This window comes from Thermococcus celericrescens, from assembly GCF_001484195.1.
GTDB classification, from domain to species: Archaea; Methanobacteriota_B; Thermococci; order Thermococcales; family Thermococcaceae; genus Thermococcus; species Thermococcus celericrescens.
This window is the reverse complement of record NZ_LLYW01000029.1, coordinates 47,775-70,358: the sequence shown is the minus strand read 5'-3', so window position 1 is coordinate 70,358 and position 22,584 is coordinate 47,775. Positions and strand designations below refer to the sequence as shown.

At 53.8% G+C, this 22,584-nt stretch carries 21 protein-coding genes, 1 tRNA gene and 1 pseudogene; 11 read left to right on the top strand and 12 right to left on the bottom strand.

Going from position 1 to position 22,584, the window contains the following annotated elements:
- Nucleotides 1–712: 712 nt before the first annotated feature.
- A complete protein-coding gene (locus APY94_RS08510) occupies nucleotides 713–1,000 on the top strand; it encodes a DUF357 domain-containing protein (RefSeq protein WP_058939223.1) in 288 nt (95 codons plus the stop codon).
- A 10-nt stretch (nucleotides 1,001–1,010) separates the two neighbouring features.
- Nucleotides 1,011–1,391, top strand: coding sequence for a DUF555 domain-containing protein (locus APY94_RS08505; protein ID WP_014012281.1), 381 nt, complete (start codon nucleotides 1,011–1,013; stop codon nucleotides 1,389–1,391).
- Here APY94_RS08505 and APY94_RS08500 read toward each other — a convergent pair whose 3' ends face one another.
- The 3 genes from APY94_RS08500 to APY94_RS08490 form a co-directional block, all read right to left on the bottom strand.
- Nucleotides 1,392–1,955 (bottom strand): hypothetical protein, encoded by a 564-nt coding sequence (locus APY94_RS08500; RefSeq protein WP_058939222.1) that lies wholly within the window; start codon nucleotides 1,953–1,955, stop codon nucleotides 1,392–1,394. It abuts the gene before it with no gap.
- 84 nt (nucleotides 1,956–2,039) lie between these two features.
- On the bottom strand, nucleotides 2,040–3,344 hold the full coding sequence (locus tag APY94_RS08495) for an RNA-guided endonuclease InsQ/TnpB family protein (protein ID WP_058939221.1): 1,305 nt from the start codon (nucleotides 3,342–3,344) through the stop codon (nucleotides 2,040–2,042).
- 69 nt (nucleotides 3,345–3,413) lie between these two features.
- Entirely contained in the window at nucleotides 3,414–3,758 is a 345-nt protein-coding gene (locus tag APY94_RS08490) for a hypothetical protein (protein ID WP_058939220.1), read from the bottom strand.
- A gap of 115 nt (nucleotides 3,759–3,873) precedes the next feature.
- Between APY94_RS08490 and pyrG the strand changes: the two genes are divergently transcribed.
- Nucleotides 3,874–5,475, top strand: coding sequence for a glutamine hydrolyzing CTP synthase (gene pyrG / locus APY94_RS08485; protein ID WP_058939219.1), 1,602 nt, complete (start codon nucleotides 3,874–3,876; stop codon nucleotides 5,473–5,475).
- On the opposite strand, the gene APY94_RS08480 is transcribed toward pyrG, so the two are convergent.
- Complete coding sequence (locus APY94_RS08480; protein WP_058939218.1) at nucleotides 5,472–6,362, bottom strand: DUF4013 domain-containing protein; 891 nt, start codon at nucleotides 6,360–6,362, stop codon at nucleotides 5,472–5,474. The genes pyrG and APY94_RS08480 overlap by 4 nt on opposite strands.
- A 136-nt stretch (nucleotides 6,363–6,498) precedes the next feature.
- Between APY94_RS08480 and APY94_RS08475 the strand changes: the two genes are divergently transcribed.
- Complete coding sequence (locus tag APY94_RS08475) at nucleotides 6,499–6,891, top strand: 30S ribosomal protein S8e (protein ID WP_014012277.1); 393 nt, start codon at nucleotides 6,499–6,501, stop codon at nucleotides 6,889–6,891.
- Between the two features lie 87 nt (nucleotides 6,892–6,978).
- On the opposite strand, the gene APY94_RS08470 is transcribed toward APY94_RS08475, so the two are convergent.
- The 3 genes from APY94_RS08470 to APY94_RS08460 all read right to left on the bottom strand — a co-directional run bounded on the left by APY94_RS08470 (nucleotide 6,979) and on the right by APY94_RS08460 (nucleotide 10,322).
- Nucleotides 6,979–8,274, bottom strand: coding sequence for an AlbA family DNA-binding domain-containing protein (locus APY94_RS08470; RefSeq protein ID WP_058939217.1), 1,296 nt, complete (start codon nucleotides 8,272–8,274; stop codon nucleotides 6,979–6,981).
- A gap of 92 nt (nucleotides 8,275–8,366) precedes the next feature.
- Nucleotides 8,367–9,446 (bottom strand): NOG1 family protein, encoded by a 1,080-nt coding sequence (locus APY94_RS08465; RefSeq protein WP_058939216.1) that lies wholly within the window; start codon nucleotides 9,444–9,446, stop codon nucleotides 8,367–8,369.
- Between the two features lie 69 nt (nucleotides 9,447–9,515).
- Nucleotides 9,516–10,322 (bottom strand): MBL fold metallo-hydrolase, encoded by an 807-nt coding sequence (locus tag APY94_RS08460; RefSeq protein WP_058939215.1) that lies wholly within the window; start codon nucleotides 10,320–10,322, stop codon nucleotides 9,516–9,518.
- A 55-nt stretch (nucleotides 10,323–10,377) separates the two neighbouring features.
- On the opposite strand from APY94_RS08460, the gene APY94_RS08455 reads away from it, so the two are divergent.
- Genes APY94_RS08455 through APY94_RS08445 form a run of 3 tightly spaced genes read left to right on the top strand, consistent with a single transcriptional unit; the run spans nucleotide 10,378 to nucleotide 13,549 of the window.
- On the top strand, nucleotides 10,378–11,193 hold the full coding sequence (locus tag APY94_RS08455; RefSeq protein WP_058939214.1) for an undecaprenyl-diphosphate phosphatase: 816 nt from the start codon (nucleotides 10,378–10,380) through the stop codon (nucleotides 11,191–11,193).
- Nucleotides 11,190–12,449, top strand: a complete 1,260-nt coding sequence (gene glmU / locus APY94_RS08450; protein WP_058939213.1) for a bifunctional sugar-1-phosphate nucleotidylyltransferase/acetyltransferase — start codon at nucleotides 11,190–11,192, stop codon at nucleotides 12,447–12,449. The genes APY94_RS08455 and glmU overlap by 4 nt, the downstream gene beginning before the upstream one ends.
- Nucleotides 12,446–13,549, top strand: a complete 1,104-nt coding sequence (locus tag APY94_RS08445; protein WP_058939212.1) for a DUF835 domain-containing protein — start codon at nucleotides 12,446–12,448, stop codon at nucleotides 13,547–13,549. The genes glmU and APY94_RS08445 overlap by 4 nt, the downstream gene beginning before the upstream one ends.
- A gap of 93 nt (nucleotides 13,550–13,642) precedes the next feature.
- Here APY94_RS08445 and APY94_RS08440 read toward each other — a convergent pair whose 3' ends face one another.
- Nucleotides 13,643–14,818, bottom strand: coding sequence for a CBS domain-containing protein (locus APY94_RS08440; RefSeq protein ID WP_058939211.1), 1,176 nt, complete (start codon nucleotides 14,816–14,818; stop codon nucleotides 13,643–13,645).
- Between the two features lie 130 nt (nucleotides 14,819–14,948).
- On the opposite strand from APY94_RS08440, the gene APY94_RS08435 reads away from it, so the two are divergent.
- Nucleotides 14,949–15,034: transfer RNA gene (locus APY94_RS08435), tRNA-Ser, on the top strand.
- Between the two features lie 144 nt (nucleotides 15,035–15,178).
- Here APY94_RS08435 and map read toward each other — a convergent pair.
- Nucleotides 15,179–16,066 (bottom strand): type II methionyl aminopeptidase, encoded by an 888-nt coding sequence (gene map / locus APY94_RS08430; RefSeq protein WP_058939210.1) that lies wholly within the window; start codon nucleotides 16,064–16,066, stop codon nucleotides 15,179–15,181.
- 95 nt (nucleotides 16,067–16,161) lie between these two features.
- On the opposite strand from map, the gene APY94_RS08425 reads away from it, so the two are divergent.
- Nucleotides 16,162–17,643 carry a TrkH family potassium uptake protein gene (locus tag APY94_RS08425; RefSeq protein WP_058939209.1) on the top strand — a complete coding sequence of 494 codons (1,482 nt, stop codon included), beginning with the start codon at nucleotides 16,162–16,164 and terminating at the stop codon, nucleotides 17,641–17,643.
- On the top strand, nucleotides 17,640–18,500 hold the full coding sequence (locus APY94_RS08420; protein WP_058939208.1) for an energy-coupling factor ABC transporter ATP-binding protein: 861 nt from the start codon (nucleotides 17,640–17,642) through the stop codon (nucleotides 18,498–18,500). Before APY94_RS08425 ends, APY94_RS08420 begins: the two co-directional genes overlap by 4 nt.
- On the opposite strand, the gene APY94_RS08415 is transcribed toward APY94_RS08420, so the two are convergent.
- From APY94_RS08415 to APY94_RS08405, 3 genes are all read right to left on the bottom strand, one after another.
- Entirely contained in the window at nucleotides 18,454–19,290 is an 837-nt protein-coding gene (locus APY94_RS08415) for a hypothetical protein (protein WP_058939207.1), read from the bottom strand. The genes APY94_RS08420 and APY94_RS08415 overlap by 47 nt on opposite strands.
- Nucleotides 19,287–19,823, bottom strand: a complete 537-nt coding sequence (gene cyaB / locus APY94_RS08410) for a class IV adenylate cyclase (protein ID WP_058939206.1) — start codon at nucleotides 19,821–19,823, stop codon at nucleotides 19,287–19,289. Before cyaB ends, APY94_RS08415 begins: the two co-directional genes overlap by 4 nt.
- Nucleotides 19,824–20,056: 233 nt before the next feature.
- Nucleotides 20,057–21,094, bottom strand: coding sequence for a lysyl aminopeptidase (locus tag APY94_RS08405; RefSeq protein ID WP_058939205.1), 1,038 nt, complete (start codon nucleotides 21,092–21,094; stop codon nucleotides 20,057–20,059).
- A gap of 173 nt (nucleotides 21,095–21,267) precedes the next feature.
- Here APY94_RS08405 and APY94_RS08400 point away from each other — a divergent pair.
- Nucleotides 21,268–22,580, top strand: a pseudogene (locus APY94_RS08400) (RNA-guided endonuclease InsQ/TnpB family protein).
- Nucleotides 22,581–22,584 lie beyond the last annotated feature (4 nt).

Sequence of the window (22,584 nt, the reverse complement as noted above, 5' to 3'; positions counted from 1 at the left end):
GCCAAGCAAAAGTTTCATCAAAGTTTGTAGCTCCTTCTTGAAGTGCAAGTTCTTGGGAGGTTTTCTACTTGAAATCAAGTGTTTTGAGTGAGAGCTCCTTTAGGGACTCATTGTAAAGGGGTTTAACCCTAAAAAGACACCCAAAGGGCGTCAGAGGAAAAGTAAACCCCTTTGATAAGCTTGGCATTTTGTTCATTGTTCTCTATTAAAAACAGATTCTCAAGAGAAAGAAAACCGAAACTTTTCCAAACGCGACAATGCAAAGAGCTACAAACTTTTGGTCAAGCTTTTCCCAAAAGCTTGCTTCGCGAAGTTTGATCAAGGTCTGTGATTCTTCTTCCAAATGCTATTCTGAGATATGTTTGCGCTCTAAAAAGCTCTTTTAAGCTGGAATTCGCTTTTAAAAGCCTACAAGGCATGGGTTTCCCTATAAAAAGCGCTCCTTCGGAGCGCGAAAAAACGTAAACCCAAAAACAAATGCCTCCCAACAAGGAATTCCAAGCTCTAAAAGCATTTTGGGAATGCAAACACTTGCAAAAGAGCACCCTAAAAAAGAATCACGAACTTTGATGAAACTTTGCGAAGGCAGAGTTTCTTGGTCAAGCTTTTTCCAAACGCTTGTTTGCCTGCACGACGTCGAGCTATGCTTGGGCGTGAACTGAGACGATAAGGTTTATAAGACTCCATCCCAACCAACCGTGAGGCGAGACCGGTGGGGCGGGAGATAACCGAGGAAAAGCTTCAGAAGTACTTTAGAATCACCGAAGAGGCTTTAAAAACCCTTGAAATAGCCGTCCACGAGAAGAGCCTTCTTAGGGGCGTTGCGGAGGATTTTCTGACGATGGCGAGGAGCTATTTCAACGACGCCAGGTACTACTACGAGAGGGGCGACTACGTGACGGCTTTCGCGGCACTCAACTACGCGCATGGTTTTATCGACGCCGGCGTGAGGCTTGGCGTTTTCAGGGGAGAGGATGACAGACTTTTTGCCTTCGGCTGAGGTGAGAGCCATGGGAGACTACGTCGTCGTTTTGGAGGCACCCATAATCGTGAGGGACGTCGAGACCAGTGAGGACGCGATAAACGTTGCGGTTTCCAAGGTCGCCAAGGCGCTCAACAAGGAGAAGCTCGATTTTGTGAGGGTTGAAATAGGCTACTCCCAGTGCCCCGTCTGCGGGGCCCACTTTGAGAGCGCCTTCGTCATTGGCTCGGTTGGTCTCGTGGGGATGTACCTCACGATTAAGGTGTACAACGCCCAGACCATCGAGCACGCCGAGAGGATAGCCAAGGCCGTCATCGGCAAGGCCCTCAAGAAGGTTCCCCTCAAGGTCTATGAGATACGGGAGCTGACCGAGGAGGATGAGGGGGACGGCGTGGAGCTTGGGGAGTGATCAAGTTTCCCCCTCAATTTCCTCTTCTGGAGCCGTCTCCGCGTACACCCACAGTGCGCCCAGGCTGTTTATCACGTACCGTACCGCTCCGAGGGAGAGCAGGAGGAGCAGCGTCAGCGCCCCCATGTAGTATTCGTACTGGAGAACCAGAAAGACGTCCACAATCGAGAGGCCCAGCCCCGGGGTGAAGTAGCCGCCGGGGTTGGCCCTGGCGACGCGCCATATCTCTTCCGCGACCCCCACGTTCCCCGTGAAGTAGTACACCGGGACGAGTGCGAAGGCCGGTGTGGCTATTATCCCTGCCATGAACGAGCCGAGTGGGCCGAAGATCGCTATGGGAATCGCCAGGAGGATCAGGGCGATCAGAACGAATACGAACGTCAGAAGTTCCGCGGCAACCAGGGCCGGCAAAGATTTCAATCCGGCCTTGATGGATTCAAGGACTCTTTTCTTTCTCCCCCTGGCCAGCTCCACCGCCGCGTCCACAAGGGCGTAGCTGAAGGCTAGCTGGGTCAGAAATACCCACACTGCGAAGATACCCATCAGAGGAAGTTTTTCCCTCATCTCGCTCGATGCACGGAGGTACTTCCAGTAGGTGTCTCGATGACCTCCTCGCCCTAGAGGATGGGTTTCCGTCGAGGAAACCCCCTAACTCAAGGACGGGGAGGTTTGAGGGGTAATCCTCACCACCCTCTTTGAAGAGGGTTCGGAGAACCCCTCTGGGACGGTCTTGCCCCAATTACCCCTACCTCCCGTTAAAGCCGGGAGGCTCGCGGTTATCGTCCTCACAACCTTCTTTAAGATATTAAACGCTCCAACCAAGTCCGCGTTAAAGATAAGCCCCGTTGCGGGACACTTAAACAAACCACGAAGGAAGCGAGCCCCATCGTGAGGCTTCCCGCAAACGGGACAAGTTTTCGAAGTGAAAGCCTCATCAACAACCTCAACGACAATACCATACTCCTCAGCAACTTCTTTTAGGCGTTTAATAACGTAATTGAACCGCCAGACGTGAGAAAGAATGAAATTCTGTCTCGCTCCCCCATTAGAATTTCTCGCTATGCCTTTTGGGTAGCCAACGACAATTACACTAACTCCCAACCGATGAAGTCTTTCAACGGTCTGTCTAACTGCCGTGTTAATGTAATGCTTAGCTTGGAGCTTAGCCTTCTGGTGGAGCATTCTGAGTTTCCTACTCGTTTTCGCTCCAGACTTGTTGAGTTTGGACTGATAATCCGCAATAACTTTCCGAAAGTAGAAGTCTATCGCTTTCAGCGGTCTTCCGTTCACGAGAAAGCTTTCACCGTTTTCAACATAAACGGCCATCAAGTTGTTCACTCCAAGGTCAATTCCAGCCTTAAGATTTCCCTTTGGAGTTCTTGGAACACTTGTCCATTTCCCGTTGATTAGTTTTTCTTTCACGGTGAAGCTTATTTTCGCATACCATTTCCACTTTACCTCGTCATAGATGATTTCTAAGCGACCTTGCTTGCCCTTGAAGTGTATTCTGCCTTTGAACTGGATTTCGAGGCGTTTGAACTTGCCAAGACCTTTGAGGATTAGCTTGTTACCTTCAATCTTGTATTGGTCGTTTCTGAGGACGATTAATGGTTTCCTCTTTTCGTCTTCTTTCAAATAGTTTGGTGGTTTTGGCTTGAGCCATTCGGGTAGTTCTCTGTTTCGCTTGCTCCTCAAGAGGGAGAAGAAGCTTTTCCAAGCTTCAGCGTTCTTCCTGCAAATTTGCTGGACTGTTGCGGAGCCGATTTCTCTTTTGTATTCTTCATAAACTATTTTTTCAGTTTTGTTGAAGTCCACTGGCTTGCCTTCAAAGAATTCTTGGCGTCTTAGATAATTCACTCGGTTCCAGACTTTAGCTACAATGTCGGCTAATTCGAAGAGTGTTTTTTCTTGTTCTTTGCTTGGTTGTAGTTTGACTGTTACTGCTCGCCTCATTTCGGGTTATGGTATTGTTCTTGGGTTTTAAAATAGTTTGCTTTCTCTGTTGAAGGGTTGTTGGACGGTTTACTGCATCCCCGCCCTAAAGGGCGAGGCTTTCGGAAGAAAAATGTAAACCTGCATTCCGCAGCAGCTCACGGTTGTCTCGTTGGGGCGGTAGTAGGTCTCGTCGCATTTCATTCCATGCTCGCCAAAGAAGTCGGGGTTGAAGTTGAAAACCGCGTGGCAGTTTATGGCCTCGTTCTCCTTCTTCATCAGCCTCAGTATCTCCTTTACTCTCCCGTAGCTCTCCATGAACCCGCTCATCAGAGGGAACGGGAGGGCGTAGGTTACGAGCAGGGCCGCGATGAGCAGACCCACGAACTTCTTACTTCTGAGCGTCTTGTCAATTTCTATGCTATGAGTCTCCATATTACATCATATGGTGGTGTGGAGATGGGTCTATTTAAGCCTTTTCATTCCAGCCTCGACAAAGCTTTTAAGCACCCACCAATCAACCAACGACATAACCCCTGGAGGTTTTGCCATGGCAAAGTTCATATTCGTCACGGGTGGTGTTGTTAGCGGTCTTGGGAAGGGTATAACCAGCGCCTCACTGGGAATGCTGATGAAGGCCAGGGGCCTCAGGACGACGAACATCAAAATCGACCCTTACCTCAACTACGACGCGGGAACGATGAACCCCTACCAGCACGGTGAGGTTTTCGTCCTCGACGACGGCGGCGAGGTTGACCTCGACCTCGGCAACTACGAGCGCTTCCTCGACACGAGCCTCAGCTTTGGCCACAACATAACCACCGGCAAGGTTTACTCCGCCGTCATTGAGAAGGAGAGAAAGGGAGAGTACCTCGGTGCGACGGTTCAGGTCATACCCCACATCACCAACGAGATAAAGGGCCGCATCAGGCGGCTCGCCAGGGACTACGACGTTGTCGTGGTGGAAATAGGTGGGACCGTCGGCGACATCGAGAGCATGCCCTTCCTCGAGGCGGCGAGGCAGATGCAGATCGAGGAGGGCAGGGAGAACGTTGCCTTCGTCCATGTCACCTACGTGCCGAAGCTCAAGGTTGTTGGAGAGCAGAAAACCAAGCCGACCCAGCACAGCGTCAAGGAGCTCCGCTCCCTTGGAATCCAGCCCGATGCGATAGTGGCCCGTTCGGAGGATCCTCTCGAGGAAAGCGCGAGAATGAAGATAAGCCTCTTCACCAACGTTCCCGACGAGGCTGTGATCAGCGCCTACGATGTTGAGGACACCTACGAGGTACCGCTGATGCTCGAAAAGGAGGGGCTGGCCAGGTACATCACCAAGCGGCTCGGTCTGCCTGAGAGGGAGCCAGACCTCGATGCCTGGAGGGCTATGGTTGAGACATACAAGTCCCTCACCGACACGGTTGAGATAGCCGTCGTCGGCAAGTACGTCAAGCTCTCGGACTCCTACCTGAGCATCAAGGAGGCCCTGAAGCACTCCAGCGTTGCCAACGGCGTCAAGGTCAGGATACGCTGGATAGAAGCCGAGGAGCTTGAAAAGCACGGTGTCAAGCTTTTGGAGGGGGTCGATGGAATAATCGTCCCGGGCGGCTTCGGTGCCCGTGGAACCGAGGGCAAAATGATGGCGGCGCGCTACGCGAGGGAGAACGACATTCCGTTCCTCGGGATTTGCTTTGGCTTCCAGCTCACCGTCGTTGAGTTCGCCAGGAACGTCCTCGGCCTGAAAGGCGCCCACTCCACCGAGATAGACCCGCAGACACCTCATCCCGTTGTTGACCTCATGCCGGAGCAACGCGACCTCGACAGGCTCGGAGGTACGATGAGGCTCGGAGCTTACCCCGTCCACATAAAACCCAACACCATGGCCAGGGCCCTTTACGGGAAGGAGATAGTTTACGAGCGCCACAGGCACCGCTGGGAGGTCAATCCGGACTACATAGATGAGTTTGAGAAGGCGGGCCTGGTCTTCAGCGGAGTGGCAGGGGACGACGGCAGGAGGATGGAGATACTCGAGCTCCCGGACAGGAGGTACTTCATAGCCACACAGTTCCACCCCGAGTTCAAGTCACGGCCGATGAACCCTGCACCCGTGTTCCGCGGGCTCGTTAAGGCCGCAAAAGAGAGGAAATACGGGGGTTAGATCTCAATTCCAAGCTTCATGAGCTCTTCGTCAACTTTTTTCAGTTCTTCCATCTTCTGAATCTCCCTGTAGAATACAACCCCTCCAACGCACAGGAACTCCAGAAGGAGGGCGTTGAAGGGGGCCTGGAGGAACTGCGAGACGTAGCTGGCAATCCCCGCTGGGAGGATTACCTCCGCCGCAAAGCTCAGAGGCCCCGTGACCATCGTTATCGCTATCACGCCCACCCAGAGGAGCACGCCGAACGCGAGGCTGGAGAGGGCGTTTCCGAAGATCATTCCAAATGCCTCAAAGGCCGCGCTTATCCTTCCCTTATCCGCGTAGAGGGGTATTGCTATGGCCGTAAGGCTGGTTGTGATGGCCAGTACCGCCAGGAGGAGCAGAACCCCGATTAGTATCAGCACCGCGCCCCAGGGGAGGAACAGCGCCCCCAGAACCGCGGGTATCAGCGCGACCGCGGCGAGTGAGATGGCCACCACCATGAAGATCAGCTCTATGATAACGACGCCCGGCAGGTGCTTGAGGCCGTCGATTAGGAGTTCACCCAGCGAATAATCCTTCCCGGACTCGTGGAGGAGAACCCCCTTTGTGATGGCGTACTGGACTATCGAGCCGATGATGGTGCTGGTGAGGATCATCACCGCGAAGGCCTTTCCGAGCTGAGCGAGGTAGTCCAGGAACTCTTCCTCCACGTCCCCGCCGTACTGCTCTATCATCACATCCCCGCTGGTGGTCTGGTTCGGGGTGATTTCAAAGGACGGCTCACTCGGTAGCAGGTAAGCTGCTACAGGTGCGAGGAGGAGTGAGAATATCAGCGCGGGAATGTAGAGTTTCTTGGCCTCCACCATGAGCGAAAAGGTCCTTACGAACGCGTCTATCGCACCCATTCCACCACCCGCTGGAGTAATGGGGGAGGGGCCTTTTAAATTTTTTGAGTCTGCGAGCCAGAAAAGCTTATAAACGAACCCCCGAAAGTGGCGATAGGTTGTAAACGGTGAATATCAATCTCATGAGGTGAGAAGAATGGCTATCTGGCAGGGAAGATCACTCAAGAAGCCTTCGGGCGGAAGGATTATCCTCGCTAGGAAGAAGAGGAAGAGGGAGCTCGGAAGGGAGCCCGCTTTCACCAAGGTCGGCGAGGACAGGGAGAAGAAGAAGATAATCAGGACCTACGGCGGAAACAGGAAGGTTAGGCTCATCGAGGCCCTCTACGCCAACGTCTTCGACGGCGGAAAGGGCAAGAAGGTTAAGATACTCAACGTCGTTGAGAACCCGGCCAACAGGCAGTACGTCAGGAGAAACATAATCACCAAGGGCGCCATCGTCGAGACCGAGGCCGGCAGGGCCATAGTTACCAGCAGGCCCGGCCAGGACGGTGTCGTCAACGCCGTTCTCATCAAGGAGGAGAGCGCCTGAATTCTTTTCTCCTTTTAAGTGCTGCCGTTAAGTACCGTTAACCCTGAAAACTTTACGCTACCGTTAACTTCTCTGGCTTTACGGTGGTTAACGATGAACCATCTCGTACCTTCTCTGGGCACCTCTGCCTATGGCTCTTGCAAGGCCCAGGGCTTCGAGCTTTTCAAGCCTCTTTAACACGGCAGGCTTTGAGAGGCCAACGTATTCTGCTATCTCCCCGCTCCTCCTCGGAACGGTCAGAAACTCAAGGATTTTTCTGTCAGTATCATCCAGAAGCTCGTCAGTTTTCTTCTTGAAGACCACTTCAAAGCGGTTTGCACTGCTCTTAAACTCTACCTCCACGAGGCCGTGTTTCCTGCATTCCTCGCGGATCAGTCTTAGGCCGTAGCCGTACTTTTCGATGTAGCCTGCATCGTACATAAGTCCGCACAGGTTAGGGTTCCTCGGCACGTGTTCAGGGTCTTCGAGGTCCACTCCCGGCATCAGGCCCCCGGGATTTCTTATTACGAGCCTATCGGGATGAATGAAAATCCTGACGTCCGCGGGGATTGCGTAGTTTCTGTGGGCGAAGGCGTTTATTATAGCCTCCCTAACGGCCCTTGTGGGATACTCAGGCAGTTTGGTTCTCTTTGTTCCCACCACCACTTCTATCGTGCTGAACTGGGAAAGGAGCTCCGCGTACATCCCATCTATAACCTTCCATACCGGCCCCTGGAACTCCCTGCTCCACACGGGTCTCTCTCCGTCCATTTTGACGATTCTGCCCCCTGCGTGCGGTATGAACTCGTCGACATCGGTGAAAAACAGGGCTCCTGCATTCGTCAGCTTGTCCCCTTTAATCGCCTTTGCACTCCTCAGGTAGCGGCTCCAGTCTTCCCTCGGGATACGCCTGCCCCTTGCCTTCTCCACCGCCGAGAAAAACCACTCAACGTATTCTTCCTTCATCTTCGGGAGTTCGGCCGCTGGAAACTCGTCCCAGGTAACCGCCCCCAGCTCGGAGGAGAGCATGAGAATCTCCTGGATTGAAAGGGGCCTTATCCCAGAGCCTATCCTGATGTAGGCAACTCCACCGATGGAGCAGAGGTTCCGGGACTTTGGAACCTCTACGACAAGAACGTTTCTGCCACCAATCTCAAGCGCGTGGGTTTTTACCTGCAGAGGAGGGGTGACGTTCTGAAGTGAGGAGGATATCGTTTCCCTGGCCTTTTTGATGTCACATCCCAAAACATTGCCCTCGTCGCTTACACCTATCAGAATGTAGCCACCGTCGGCGTTGGCCATGGCACATATCTCTCTGGCGATTTCAGGTGTTGCCCTGCGCTTGAACTCTATCCTCTCGTTTTCCCCCTGACGAATGAGTGTCAGAAGTTCATTCACATCCATGATTACCGTTAAGTACCGTTAACCCTAAAAACTTTACGCTACCGTTAACTTCTCTGGCTTTACGGTGGTTAACGATATAAAAGAAGCGCGGGTCAGAGCTCAAGCTCTTCCCGGTATTTTCTCAGCTCCTTCTCCATTATCCTCTTCGCCTGCTCCTCGACCATAGGTTTAACGAGCTCTATAACGCGCTTTTTGAGTTCTTCCAGGCCTTCACCGTTGAGCGCCGAGATTCTGAGGGGTTCGAGGCCCTTGGCCCGGATGAACTCCTCTACCTTCCTTATCTTCTCCTCGTTCGCTATGTCCACCTTGTTGAGGACGACGATGAAGGGGAACTCGCCGAACTCGGCGTAGATTTCCTCGAACAGGTGGGTCTGCTCCTCTATCGGATAACCGCAGTACTCGCTGGGGTCGAAGATGTAGACGATGACCTTTCCGAGGTGCTTGAGCGCCAGGATGGCCTGTCTCTCCACCTCGTTCCTCTCGCTCAGAGGTCTGTCGAGCAGCCCGGGCGTGTCTATGACTTGGTATTTCAGGTAGTGCTCCTCGAACTGGCCGACGTTTATGCCCCTCGTCGTGAAGGGGTAGCTGGCAACCTCGGGTCTGGCGTTCGTCAGCACCCTGAGGAGCGTGCTCTTGCCGACGTTGGGATGACCTGCTATCACGACCGTCGGAAGGTTGAGATCAACGACCGGGAGGTCTTTGAGGACGTTTCTGGCCTGGTTGAGGTACTCAAGGTCGTCGGCGATGTCCCTGATGACGTCGGCGACGCGGCCGTAGAACTGCCTGCGGAGCCTTGACATCTCATCCGGGTCGCGCGAGTATCGTATCTTCTCGACGTAGCGCTGCTCAAGGTTCCGTATCGTCTTTATTGCCCAGTTGACGTGGGCCAGAGAGCGGTGGAACTGGTCGCGGTCAACGAGCGTATCAACCAGCTCCCGGTAGAACGGAGGAAGTTCCGAGACTCCAGGCGTCCTGTCCAGCAGTTTCTTCAGGTTGTCGCGGATGACGTTGGAGATCGTTCTGATTCTCAGCTCTTCCCTCTGCCTGGCCTTGGCCCTGGGGCCGCCCTTGGGGGTGAGGGCCGAGGCCGCCTTCTCCGCTCTCCTGAAGGCCTTATCGATAATCTCGTCAGCGGTAAGCACCGTCGGCATCTTTTCAAAGGGGTTCTTCATCTCTCTCACCTCTCATTTTCTCTTTTCTCTCGCGGTGCTTAGCTTTTCGGCCGGGTATTTAAAGGTTCGCTAAAGCTCGATGACCCTGCCGATGTGGAGGGGTTCAATCCTCTCGCCCAGCCCCGCCTTCAGGAATGCGTACTCATCCAGCCCCGTGCAGTGGCCGGCGTAGAGCCTTTCGGCGTCGATTCTCTCAACGACTTCATTGAGAAGCTCTTTTTTGGCACCCCTTATGTGAAGTCCCCCTATCAACGCCCTGACCGGCTTTCCAAGAACGTCCTCCGCGTGCCACGCTATGTTCAGAACTCCAGAGTGACCGCAACCGGTGACGACGGCGACCCCGTCTCCCAGGTCGATGATCAGGGCGATATCGTCGGGGACCGGGTCTCTGATGAGGCGGCCGTTCTCCTCAACGTAGCCAACGGCCCTGTCCCATGTGCGCCGCGGTATTTCCCCGGAACTCCAGAGTCCCGGCGCAAACTCGAAGGGCTCTTCTTTCAGGATGAACTCGGCCCCGAGCCCCTCAAGCTCCCCCCTGTCAAAGGGGATTCCTATATCCCTCCTGTGGGGTTTCAGTGCCACCCTGCGCCGGAAGATTCCTGGGTGGGCGATGACCGTCACTGGCTCCTCCCGCGCATTTAAAAACGCCTTCAGTCCGCCAGTATGGTCGTAGTGCCCGTGGGTTATAAAGACGAAGTCTATTTCCCCCGGATCAATTCCAAGCTTGGTCATGTTGCTGAGAAGCACCTCCCCGTCGGTTCCTGTGTCGATGAGCACCCTTCTGCCCCTGTGCTCCACAAGGGCGGAGAATCCGTGCCCGCCCAGGAGGCCCTTCACGAACCCCGCATGGTTCTCGTAGATCACGGTCAGCCTCATCCGAATCCCTCGAAAAGTTTATGTTTTAGGCCGTTTAAATTCTTCTGTGGTTGCCATGATATCGCCTGTGGACTACGTTGCACCGCTGATTTCCGGAATGATAATCGCGCTTGGCTCTTGGCTCCCGGTCGGTCCGGAGGGTCACTCCGTCACGGCCCTTCTAGGGGCTATTGCACCATCGTATGGAGATTATCTCGTTCCCTCCTATCTAGGTGTGACGTTTGCTGTCCTCTTCTATTTCAGGGAGCTGATAGCGCTCGGCTCCCACAATGCGATTAAAAGACGTCTTGATTCGGACACGATGTACTTCATCTACGCCTCCGTGTTCACCCTGCTGGTGGGGTACCCCGTCCTGAAGACGGTTTCCGACGCAGTGAATCCCGGTACCTCCGACCTGATAAACGCGATCGCCGGCCTTGGGATGATTCTGGTGGGTCTCCTGGCTGGTACGCGCGTTCGGGCACCCCTTGAAGGGATCGAAAGCAGCATCCGGGAGAAAAAGGACGAGGCCACCCTGGTGGATGCAGTGATCTCCGGGCTGGCCCAGGGCATCGCCCTAATCGGAGGACTCTCAAGGAGTGGCTTTGTTCTCCTCGGCCTTGTGAGCACCGGTATGGACGTAAAGCGGGCCCTTGAGCTGAGCTTCCTGGTGGCACCCGTGTACCTGGTCCTGAAGCTCGCTTTCATGGGAGGATGGGATCCGGAGCTTCCCGTCGCGCTGCTCTTCGCCGCGTTCCTGGCGGCGTTCGTAGTGAGCTTTGTAACGATGAAGCTTCTCCTCAAACTTGCCGGCGCGGTGGGCAGGCGGGCGTTCCTCGTGTCCTTCGGTTTAATCGCAATCGCGGTTTACCTGATGGGGGTGGTCATGTGAAGGCTGTTGTTCTTGCCGCGGGAAAGGGTGAACGGCTCCGGCCGCTGACGGATGATAGGCCGAAGGTCATACTCAAGGTGGCCAACAGACCTATAATCGGGTACGTTCTTGAGAACCTCGACCCTTTCGTGGATGAGTTCATCATCGTTGTTCGCTACGAGAAGGAGAAGCTGATTAAGGCCCTAGGCGATGAGTTCAACGGCAAACCGATAACCTACGTCGAGCAACTGCCCGGTGAGGGGACTGCCAAGGCAATAGAGTCTGCCCGGAAGCACATCGGGGAAGAGGAGTTCATAGTGGCCAACGGTGACATTTACTTTGAGATCGAGGGTGTAAAGGATTTGATAGGGGTCTTCAGGAGGGAAAAGGCCGACGCGGCCCTTCTAGTTAAAGAGTTCGATGACCTCAGCCACTTTGGTAAGATCGAGGTCGAGGGGAGCCTCGTTTCCGGGGTGAAGGAGAAACCCGGGAAGGTTTCCGGCTACGCCAACCTCGGTGTTTACATATTCAAGCCCGAGGTCTTCGAGTTCATCGGGAAGACCCCCGTGAGCAAGCGCGGCGAGTACGAGATAACGGACACCCTCAACCTCATGATATGGGCGGGCAGAAGGGTGGCATACGCGGTTTACTCCGGCTACTGGAACGACATAGGCAGGCCCTGGAACCTCCTTGAGCTCAACGAATACCTCCTGAAGAACAGGCTGAGGCACGAAATACGGGGTATAGTCGAGGCGGGGACCACGATAGTCCCGCCGGTTGAGATTGGAGAAGGCACAGTTGTCCGGAGCGGCGCGTATATCGTGGGTCCGGTTAAGATAGGAAGGAACTCCAGAATTGGCCCCAACTGCTTCATACGGCCTGCCACCAGCATAGGAGACGGCTGTCACGTGGGCAACGCGGTGGAGGTCAAGAACTCCATAATAATGGACGGCAGCAATGCACCCCACCTCAACTACGTCGGCGACTCAATAATCGGGGAGAACACCAACCTGGGCGCGGGGACGATAACAGCTAACCTCAGACACGACAGGGGCAACGTGAAGGTTGAGGTTAAGGGCAAGCTCGAGGACAGCGGCAGGCACAAGCTCGGTGCGATAATCGGTCACAACGTCAAGGTGGGCATAAACGTCAGCATCTACCCCGGTAGAAAGATAGGAAGTAACTCTTTTATCGGGCCGGGTGTTATAGTTGATAGAAATGTGCCACAGGGGCACATTGTCACCGTGAAGCAGGAGAAAACGGTGATGACGAGATGAACGGTGAGTCTTTCGTTCCCTACCTCAACTTTATTTCGAGGTGGGTTCTTTTCGTGGCCGTTTTTTATAAGGCATACAGGACCCGGGAAAAGGGATGGGCCATCTTAACGACAGCGTTTTTCATAGATGCCCTCGACGTTGAGAGTTACATCCTTGAACCTTTGGGAATTATACTGCACCCGGATGCCTACGCAATCGCCTCCAAGATTCCGAACTTCATCATTGCGTTTCTGTTGATGTGGGGAGCGGTTCATTTGAAATACGGGGAAAGCCGGCTTAAGCACGTGGTTTACATCTCCCTGTTCTCAGTGATCTCTTACATATGGCTCCTCCTGCTGGCCACGGATGTTTTCAACAATCCAACAACGCGGGCCATCCTACCGTCGCTTGCCTTCGGTGGGGGGCTCATCTACGTTGGCAACGTCCTGAGAAAATACGTTGTATCCCACCACTGGGTCGAGATGATGTTCCCATGGGGATTGATACTTCTCGGGGCACTCAACTTGACCTACCCGGTGACCAGGTTCATCGAGTGGTTCGCACCGATTGGCTTTTTTATGGGGGCGGTGTTCAGATTAATGACCGCTACCGGCGCAACGAAATTTGTGTTCTACCCGCTGACTCCAGTGATGCCCCCTACCGACGTGAAAATACCTCCCGGGGCGTACCTGTTCCCGACACGGGAGGAAGTGGTTCACAGGTTTGGAAACGTGTGGGATAAACCGGGCGTCATACTCATAACCCGTGAGGACGTGGGGATGCTGAAAGAGAACATCCACCCCAACACGCTGGTGTTCTGGATAACCCGCGCGAAGGAAGGCAAGCTGGAGGAATCACCGACAATCTACGCCATGGGTCCGACGAAGATAGATATCCTGACCGATCTTATAACCCGTGCCATTGGCCAGGGGTACGGTTTGATCTATATCGATGCCCTTGAGTACCTGATGCTCGAGAACGGATTCGAGAACGCCGTTAAATTTCTGCTCAACGTCAAGGATCGGGTAGTCAGCGCTGGGGGCACGATCATACTGGTGGCCAACCTCAGGACCCTGGAGCCGCGCCAGAGAAGGATACTGGAGAGGGAATTCAGCCACTGACCTCCTCCCCGTCCTGAAGGGCGAGGCTTTCAAAAGAAAAATGTAACTCCAGTTAACGGCTTCCAAAAAGACAAATGAAAAACTGGAGTAAAATCACCCCAGCCCCATCTTCTCTATAAACCTCTTGTAGTAGTGCGTGTCCTTCTCAAGCTCCGCCTTCTGGAGTAGCTGCCTCTCTATGGCTCTCAGGGCATCGTGGGCGGCCTGTATCGCTCCCCAGGTCTCGCCGGTGGCTATGAAGACGCCCCTGTCGGTCACAACCCTCATCCTGGCCTGGTAGAGGTGCACCCCCCTGAACTTCTCGTTGAAGCGCCTTATGTAGAGGTAGATGATGCCCTCCTGGCCGAGGAGGTCCTCGTAGCCGTCAACGAAGCGCCTGACGTCCTCGATTATCCTTTCCCTGGTGAAGTCGCTGAGTATCTCGGCGTCTCCGCCCAGCTGGAGGTAGAACCTCGCCTCCTTCTCGACCATCCTCGATATCGGCAGGAGGAGGTCTTTGACCGTCAGGATGCCAACTACCCGGTTGTCCTCGTTGACGACAACCAGTCCGTCGATGTCGTTGTCGAGCATTGTGGCAACGGCCTCTTTGACCGTTGCGTTGGGCGATATTGTGATAACACCCCTTATCATGACGTCGCGGAGCTGCATGCTGAAGGGGGGTATCTTCTCCCCAGCGACTTCTCCGTACTGGGATTTGAAGCGCGGCTTGATGAACCTTATGATGAGGTCGTGGAGGGTCACCAGGCCTTCAAGCTTGCCCTCCTCGTTCACTATGGGTATCCTTGATATCGCGTGGTCGCGCATCGTGGCGAAGGCTTTCGCGACAGTGTCGTCGGGCTTGAGGGTTATGACGTCCCTGGTCATGAATTCCTCAATCTTCCTCTTTCCAAAATCGCCCTCCGCTACCTTATTCAGAAGCTCTATGTCGCTTATAACACCTATGATTTCAGCCTTGCTCTCCCCAACGGGAAGGGAGCGCAGGTCAACCTCCATCATTAGCTTTGCGGCCCTGCTCAGGTCCTCATCGGGTTTTATAACCGGGGCGGTTTTGTACACGTCCCTAACCTTGGCCTTGGTTGGGTCCCACTTGAGGTGGGAGCGTATAATAAGGTCCTGTGTCAGGACTCCCTTGTACAGGTTTTCGTCGAAGACCAGAATAAGGTCGGGGTCTTCCTTCTCAAAAATTCCGATCGCCTCAGAAAGCGGGGCGGCGATGTCGATTTTCTGGAACCTGTCGGTCATAACTTCCTGCACAAGAATACCGACCATGCTGTCACCTCCTTCATAATATACTAGGGCGCCGTTCAATTTAAACCTTTTCAACGGGATTTTAGTAACTTTAAATTAATAAATTTTTCGCGGAAAGATTTATAAAACTCCATCATGAACTCTCAACCGCGCCGGGGTAGCCTAGCCTGGGAAGGCGCTGGACTCGAGATCCAGTGGGCTCTGCCCACCAGGGTTCAAATCCCTGCCCCGGCGCCATCAAACTGCCGAGCCCGCGAGGGTTTCCCCTCATTTCCCATTCTAGTTCAGGAGTTGTGGTGATGTGAACTTTCCTGTATTTTCCAGCCCCAACCGTGAAAAGAGATGCCCGACGGCTCTGTACCGAATGGAAAAGAAGAGAAGTCAGGTGGTTATATACGCCCCGTCCTTCTCCACGATGACCGTGTGCTCGAACTGGGCGACCGTACCGCCCCTGACCTCACGCAGTATCGGGTAGCTGTAAACGGCCCCGACCCTGTCGAGCTGGGCGAGGGCGAGCTTGAGCTGTCCCTCCGGCATGAAGTCCTGCAGCCAGCGGTAGGCGAAGGGCAGGGTGCTGTACTCCCTCTTGATGTGCATGAGGAGCCTCCTTGCATGGGCCATTCTGACGGGCCTATCGCGCACGTACATGAAGATGAGCGCCGGCGGCACCTCTATGACCTGGCCGGCACCGGTGGTCGCGAAGGGCTCTATCGCTATGACATCCCCCTCCTTGAGCTCGTAGCTATCGGCCGGGCGGTATATGTTGGGTATGCTGATGCCGGCGTGGAGTTTGTAGCGCTGTATCTTGTGGCCGCTTAGATTGACTATCGGGTTGAATCCTTTCCCGCGTATGATGTCCTCTATGGCCTTCCCCAGCTCGTTTATCTTGGTACCTGCCCTGATCGTGGAGATGGCGTTCTCGAGGGCCTCCCTGGCGGCCGCCATCAGCTCGTCCTCTTCCATCCCGACGCGGTAGGTCACGGCGGTGTCGGCTATGTATCCATCGACGTGGACCCCAAGGTCGAGCTTGAGGTAGTCACCCTCCCTGAGGACGGTTTCGTCGCCCTTGTATGGTGTGTAGTGGGCCGCAATCTCGTTTATTGAAAGGTTGCACGGGAACGCCGGTTTTCCGCCAAGCTCAACTATGCGCCTTTCAACGAACTCGGCGATGTCATAGAGCTTTGCTCCCGGCTTTATGAGTTCGGCAACTTCCTTCTTGACCTGTCTGGCTATCTCGCCGGCCTTTATCAGTGCCTCCCTTTCGTCCACTTTTTATCACCATAAATGGGGGAGCACCGTGCCCCTTAAACCTTTCCACGGGAAAACCTTTTATTTGGTGCGAACCCTAACCCTACGGTGGGCCTATGCTGGAACTCGGCAAGCACATCAACATCTCGGACGATCTGTTCGTGGTGAAGAACCTCATCGGCTCAATCCTTCAGGGCGTGGGTATTGCCTACCTCATCCCGGTGCTGCTGGCATGGTTCTATCCAGAGGAGATTAACTACGTCATCTACTTTGCCCTCCCGGGCACTTTCTGTGTGCTCTTCGGTGCCTGGCTGGCAAGGCACATGGGTAAAATTGAGGACGTCAACCTCCGGCAGGCAATGGTTTCGGCCGCGTTCACCTGGCTTTTTGCCTCCGCCATAAGCGTCGTACCCTTCATGGCCATAGCCAAGATGTCGTTCATCGACTCCTACTTCGAAAGCATGAGCGCGTGGACAGGTACGGGTCTCACCATGATGACCAATCTGGAGAGCTATCCCCATATCCTCCTCTTCTGGCGTGCCTGGATGCAGTGGCTCGGTGGAATCGGTATAGTTCTCGTTGCCCTTACCGTCCTCATACGTCCGGGGGTGGCTGCTGCGAGGCTTTACCGGGCCGAAGCCAGGAGCGAGAGAATCCTTCCCAACCTAGTTAACACATCCAAGGTCATCTTCCAGATATATTCCGTCCTGACCGTTGTGGGCGTTTACCTGTACCACATCAACGGCATGCCCCTCTTCGATGCGGTTACCCACTCCATGACCGGCCTGGGGACGGGTGGTATGAGCACCCACGACCTCAGCATCGGCTACTTCAACAGCACGTCCATCGAGGCGGTCACGATATTCCTGATGATAATGGGTGCCGTCAACTTCACGGTTCATTACAGGATGTTCGTCAGCAAGCACCTGAAGCCCTTCTTTGAGGACATCCAGGTCAGGTACATGTTCATTTTCCTCATCCCCGCGGTGGCGATAACTGCTTACAGCCTCATCCAGGTGGGCGATAACGTGGGCGATTCCCTCCGCCAAGCGGTTTTTCACTCCGTCTCTGCAATAACATGCACAGGCTTTGGCATAGCGGATCTCAGCAGGTACCCCGAGCTCGGCAAGTTCATAATCGGAATCCTCATGGTCATAGGCGGCGGAGCTGGAAGTACCGCCGGAGGTATAAAGCTCATCCGCGTCACGCTGATGTACGAGAGTCTCAAATGGACGATTCAACAGGCCATACTCCCCAGGGGAGCCATTATAAAGCGCAAGGTCGGCAGCTATCTGTTCACCGAGGAGGATATTCAGGAGGTCATGAGCTTCACGATAACCTACATCGCCCTGCTCCTTTTCGGAACCGTTTACACGATGCTTCGCATGGGAACCAGCCTCGTGGATTCCTTCTTCGAGGTGGCCTCCGCCCAGGGCAATGTTGGGCTGAGCGTGGGGATAACCTCAACCTACATGCCCGTTGATATGAAGGTGCTCCTCATCCTCCACATGTGGATAGGGAGGCTCGAGATATTCTCCACCTTGGTCTTCATTATAAGCACGTTCTTCCTCGTTCCGAGGGTGGTGAGGGGCAGATGAACGTAATCAGTGTTGAGGACCTTCGCTTCAGGTACCGTCGGGCGGAGAGGTATTCCCTGAAGGACGTCAGCTTCACGGTAAAGCGGGGGGAGCTCCTCGGGATAATCGGCCCGAGTGGGGGCGGAAAGTCCACCCTCTGCCTCACCCTCAACGGAATAATCCCAAACTCGATAAAGGGGGAGTTCGAGGGCGATGTGGTTATTACCGACCCAAGGACGGGGGAGGAGTACAACACGAAGGAAACTCCCGTCCCAACGCTTTCCGCGGTCGTCGGTCTCGTCCTCCAGAACCCCGAGAGCCAGCTCTTCAACATGACCGTGGAGGAGGAGATAGCCTTCGGTCTGGAAAACCTGGGGCTTGAGCGGAATGAGATACTCAGAAGGCTGCGGTGGGCTCTCGAGGTCACTGGCCTGAGGGGTCTTGAGGGGGAGTTCCCGCCGAACCTGAGCGGCGGTCAGCAGCAGAGGCTCGCTATAGCGGCGGTTCTTGCGATGGATCCGTCAATAATAGTCCTCGACGAGCCGACGAGCCAGCTTGACCCCGTGGGAAGGAGGGAGGTTCTGGGCCTTGTGTCGCTTCTCAACAGGGAGCACGGTATAACCGTCGTCCTCGTGGAGCATCATACTGACTACATTCTCCGCTACGCCGACAGGGTTATAGTCATGGATCGTGGTGAGATAGTCCTTCAGGGGACCCCCGAGGAGGTCGCGGAGGAGGCGGATACCCTCAGAAAGCTCGGGGTGAAGCTTCCGCCGGCCCTTGAGGTTTCCCACGAGCTGAGGAAAAGGGGCGTGCTCGGTGAGGCGGTTCTCACTCCTGAGGCTTTTCTTCGCCTGATAGGACGCTCATCAGACTGACGGAGGTGCCTTCGAGCGTGTGCTTTAAGTCGTAGAGCTTCATGTTCACTTCAAACCTCGCGTGAGGGTCGTTTATCTTCTCCGCCACCTTAAACGCTACCTCCAGTATCTTCTTGGCGTCTTCCCTGTTTCTATCTGCCTCTATCATGGCTATGGAGTAAAGCGCCATGGCTTTGTGGAATGGGTGTGTTATGTGCTTTAGAACCCGCGTTGCCTTTTCCAAGTCCCCTTCTCGGTACAGCTTTTCTGCCAGCTGGACCAGAACAACGTCGAGCTTTTCTGGATCCTTGACGAGATTCATCGCGTAGCCCGCTTTGTCAAGGAGGCCATGATTCACGAGCCCGAGTATTATCTCCTTTAGTATGTTCGTGCTGTTTATTGCGAGGTCTATGGCAGCTTTGAGTGTCATGTCCCCGCTGAAATCATCGTTGATTTTGTAAAACGCGATGGCAATGTCCGCCATTAAAACCGCACGGTGCAGGGGGTTAAGTATAGTGTTCACCAGGAGGGTCATCTCCTTAATCCTGGATCTGACCTCGGCCTCGTTCGGGGAGATAGCTCCTGACTTATTTCCAGTGAGATTGCCTGTTGAGAGGATTTCTCTGAGCACCATTCTCAGGGCCAGGAAAAGATTGTGCTCCTTGCTTATATCACGGAGAAGGAGTATGGCGTGGTCTATATTGCCCTCCTTTAAAGAATCCTCGATTTCATCAAGTATCTCCAGGTCTGATTTTTTATTCTCCTTACCCCCAAGGGACTTGAAGAACTCGTCGAGTTTGCTTCTACTCATCCTTTCCCCCCGAGCAACAATTCCAGGTAGGATCTTCTCTCGAGTTTGGTTACCCCTATCGAATTGAGTATACCCCGAAGTCTCTTTACGGCGGGTTCTATCTCCTCCTCGCTCTCCACAAGGGTCTCCACTTCCACGAACTTGCCGAGTCCTTCCACATTGTCCAGGGTGATTACTATCCCCTTGTCGTAGTAGTACTTCTCCCGCACTTTTACAACGGTCATGACCTCGTGGAAACCCAGGGAGTTCAGTATCTGTTCATGCTCGTCGGGGTCGGTTATTGGCACCTCTATCTCCCGGCGGGTTTTTGATTCTTGGTCAAGTTTGGGTCCTTTGTACGTCAAGAACGCCTCAAAATGTCCATTAAATTTTTTCACCCGTATCCTCAGTGCCTCATCCGTCTCGCTGAAGTCCCTGCAGGGATGCGAGAAATACGTGTCCTCCTGATACTCCCGCCTCATGAGCTTGAACTTCTCCCGGACATGGTCGAAAATGTCATCGTTGGCGTACCCCTTCAGCTCAACTTCTATCATCGCGGTGCCTCCGTTGCCGGATGTTTCTGAATCGTTGTTGCGTTATCAATATCAAAGTTAACCCCGGACAAAATAAACTTTTTCCTTGGAACGCTTTGGGAACATTGTATAAATTCCAAAGAGTTAGAAGTACAGGAAAAATTAGAAAAGGCCCCTGATCACGCGGGAAGCGGTTATCATGCCCTCAGCGTTTGTTTTGGTGTGTGTTGAGTGGATCGCTATTGAGTAGTACCTCACGGAGTGAGGTCCATCTCGCGAAGCTCCTCGAGGAAGCGCCTGGCAAACTCGATGGTCTTGTCTATGTCCCTAAGGTCAGCGGTCTCGACCTGGCTGTGCATGTAGCGTATCGGTATGCTGAGGACTGCCGTTGCAACGCCCTCGCGGTTGATCTGCATTATGTTGGCGTCGGTTCCCGTCGGTCTCGGACTGGCCTCGACCTGGAGCTCTATGCCGTACTTCTTGGCAACCTCGTCGGCAAAGGCGCGAACCTTGGGGTTGATGTTCGGGCCGACGTCCATGACCGGGCCGCCGCCGAGCTTCGGAACTATCTTGCCCTTGTCGCCGACCTGCTTGGCGAAGGTGACGTCCATGGCTATGCCTATCTCGGGGTCTATGGCGTAGCTCGCGACCCTGGCACCGCGGAGGCCGACCTCCTCCTGTACGGAGGCGACGAAGTAGATGTCCGCCTCGTGGCTCTCAACCCTCCTGGCGGCCTCTATCATGGCGTAGAGGCAAACCCTGTCGTCGAGGTAGGGCGTCGCAATCCTGTTCTCGTTGAGCTGAACGAAGGCGGGGGCGAACTCACCGACGGTTCCAACGCGGAAGCCCATCTCTTCGGCTTCCTCCTTACTGTCCGCGCCGACGTCAACGACTATGGTATCCCAGTCCGCCGCTTTTTTCCTGTCCTCCGGCTTCTGGAGGTGGGGCGGTATGTGGCCGACGACTCCAAAGCGCTCGCCCTTCTCGGTGAAGAACCTTATCCTCTGGGCGACGAGGGTTCTGGGGTCAACGCCTCCAACGGGAACGACGTGGAGGTAGCCCTCCTTGTCTATGTGGTTAACCATGACGCCTATCTTGTCCATGTGGGCCGCGATCATTATCCTCGGCCCGTTACCCTTCTTGTGGGCGATAACGTTTCCGAGCTTGTCAACGTATATCTCGTCCACGTGGTCCTTCAGGGCCTCGAAAACGACGTCCCTTATTCCAAGAAACTCGTGGCCGGAAACGCCTGGCGCCTCTACAACTTTCCTGAGCAGTTCAATGTCCACCATGGCTTTCGCCTCCTTTAGATTTCCATCTGAATGTGTTTAGTCAGCTTAATAAGGTTTACTTTTTTCTTCTGAAAGCCTCGCCCTTTAGGGCGGGGATACAGTAAACCACCCAACGAGCCATTAAGCGAGAAAGCAAACCATTTTAAAGCCTAAGAACAATACCATACTTTGAGATGAGGAGAACAGTAACCATAAAACTCCAGCCGAGCAAAGAACAAGAGAAAACACTCTTCGAATTAGCCGATACCGGAGCCAAAGTCTGGAATCGAGTACACTATCTAAGACGACAAGAATTCTTCAAAGAGCAAATCGTGGACTTTAATTCAACGGAAAAAACCGTTTATGAAGAATTCAAGCGAGAAATCGGCTCGGCAACCGTTCAACAAATAGCTAGAAAAAACGCTGAAAGCTGGCGTTCATTCTTCTCACTCCTTCAAAAAAAGCGGAATGGAGAACTACCAGAATGGCTCAAGCCCAAACCACCGAACTACTTGAAGGACGATAGGAAGAGAAAACTCTTAATCGTTCTCAGAAACGACCAATACGATATTGAATGCAATAAGTTAGTCCTCAAGGGTCTTGGAAAGTTTAAACGCCTTGAAATTCAATTCAGGGGGAGAATACACTTAAAAAGCAAGCAAGGAAGATTAGAAATAACTTATGACCCCCCGCTAAGCGGAAGTGGTATGCCCACATCTCATACACGGTGGAGGAGAAGTTAATCAACGACGAGTGGGTCAAAGTCCCACGACAACCCTTAGGAAACCTTTCAGCCGGAATAGACTTGGGGGTAAATAATTTAATGGCCGTCTATGTCGAGAATGGAGAAAGCTTTCTCGTCAATGGGAAACCATTGAAAGCCATAGACTTCTACTTTAGGAAGGTCATCGCTGAATACCAGTCAAAACTCAACAAATCTGGTTGTAAAAGGAGCAGGAAGCTTAGAAGAATGCACGAGAAGGCTAAACTCCAAGCGAGGCACTACATTAACACTGCTGTAAGACAGACCCTCGAAAGGCTGTATCAGTTGGGTGTTAGCAGAATCGTCGTTGGCTATCCTAAGGGCATTAGTAGGAATTCTGAAAAAGGCAAGAGGCAGAATTTCATTCTCTCCCACGTGTGGCGTTTCAACACGGTGATTCAGCGTCTCAAAGAAGTGACTGAGGAGTATGGTATTAGCGTTATTGTCGTTAATGAGGCTTTCACTTCGAAGACTTGTCCCGTCTGCGGGAAGCCTCACGAGGGAGCGAGGTTTGTTCGTGGGTTATTTAAGTGTCCCGCGACGGGGCTTGTCTTCAATGCGGATTTAGTTGGTGCCTTCAATATCTTGAAGAAGGCTGTGGAAACCATAACTCCGAGTCTGAGCGGGCTTTACGCTCAGAGGAGGGGTAATTGGGGGAAGACCGTCCCGGAGGGGTCGAAGACCCGCTTTTTAGTGGGTTTGAATGAGACCCCTCAAACCTCTCCGCCCTTAGCGAGGGGTTAGGCAA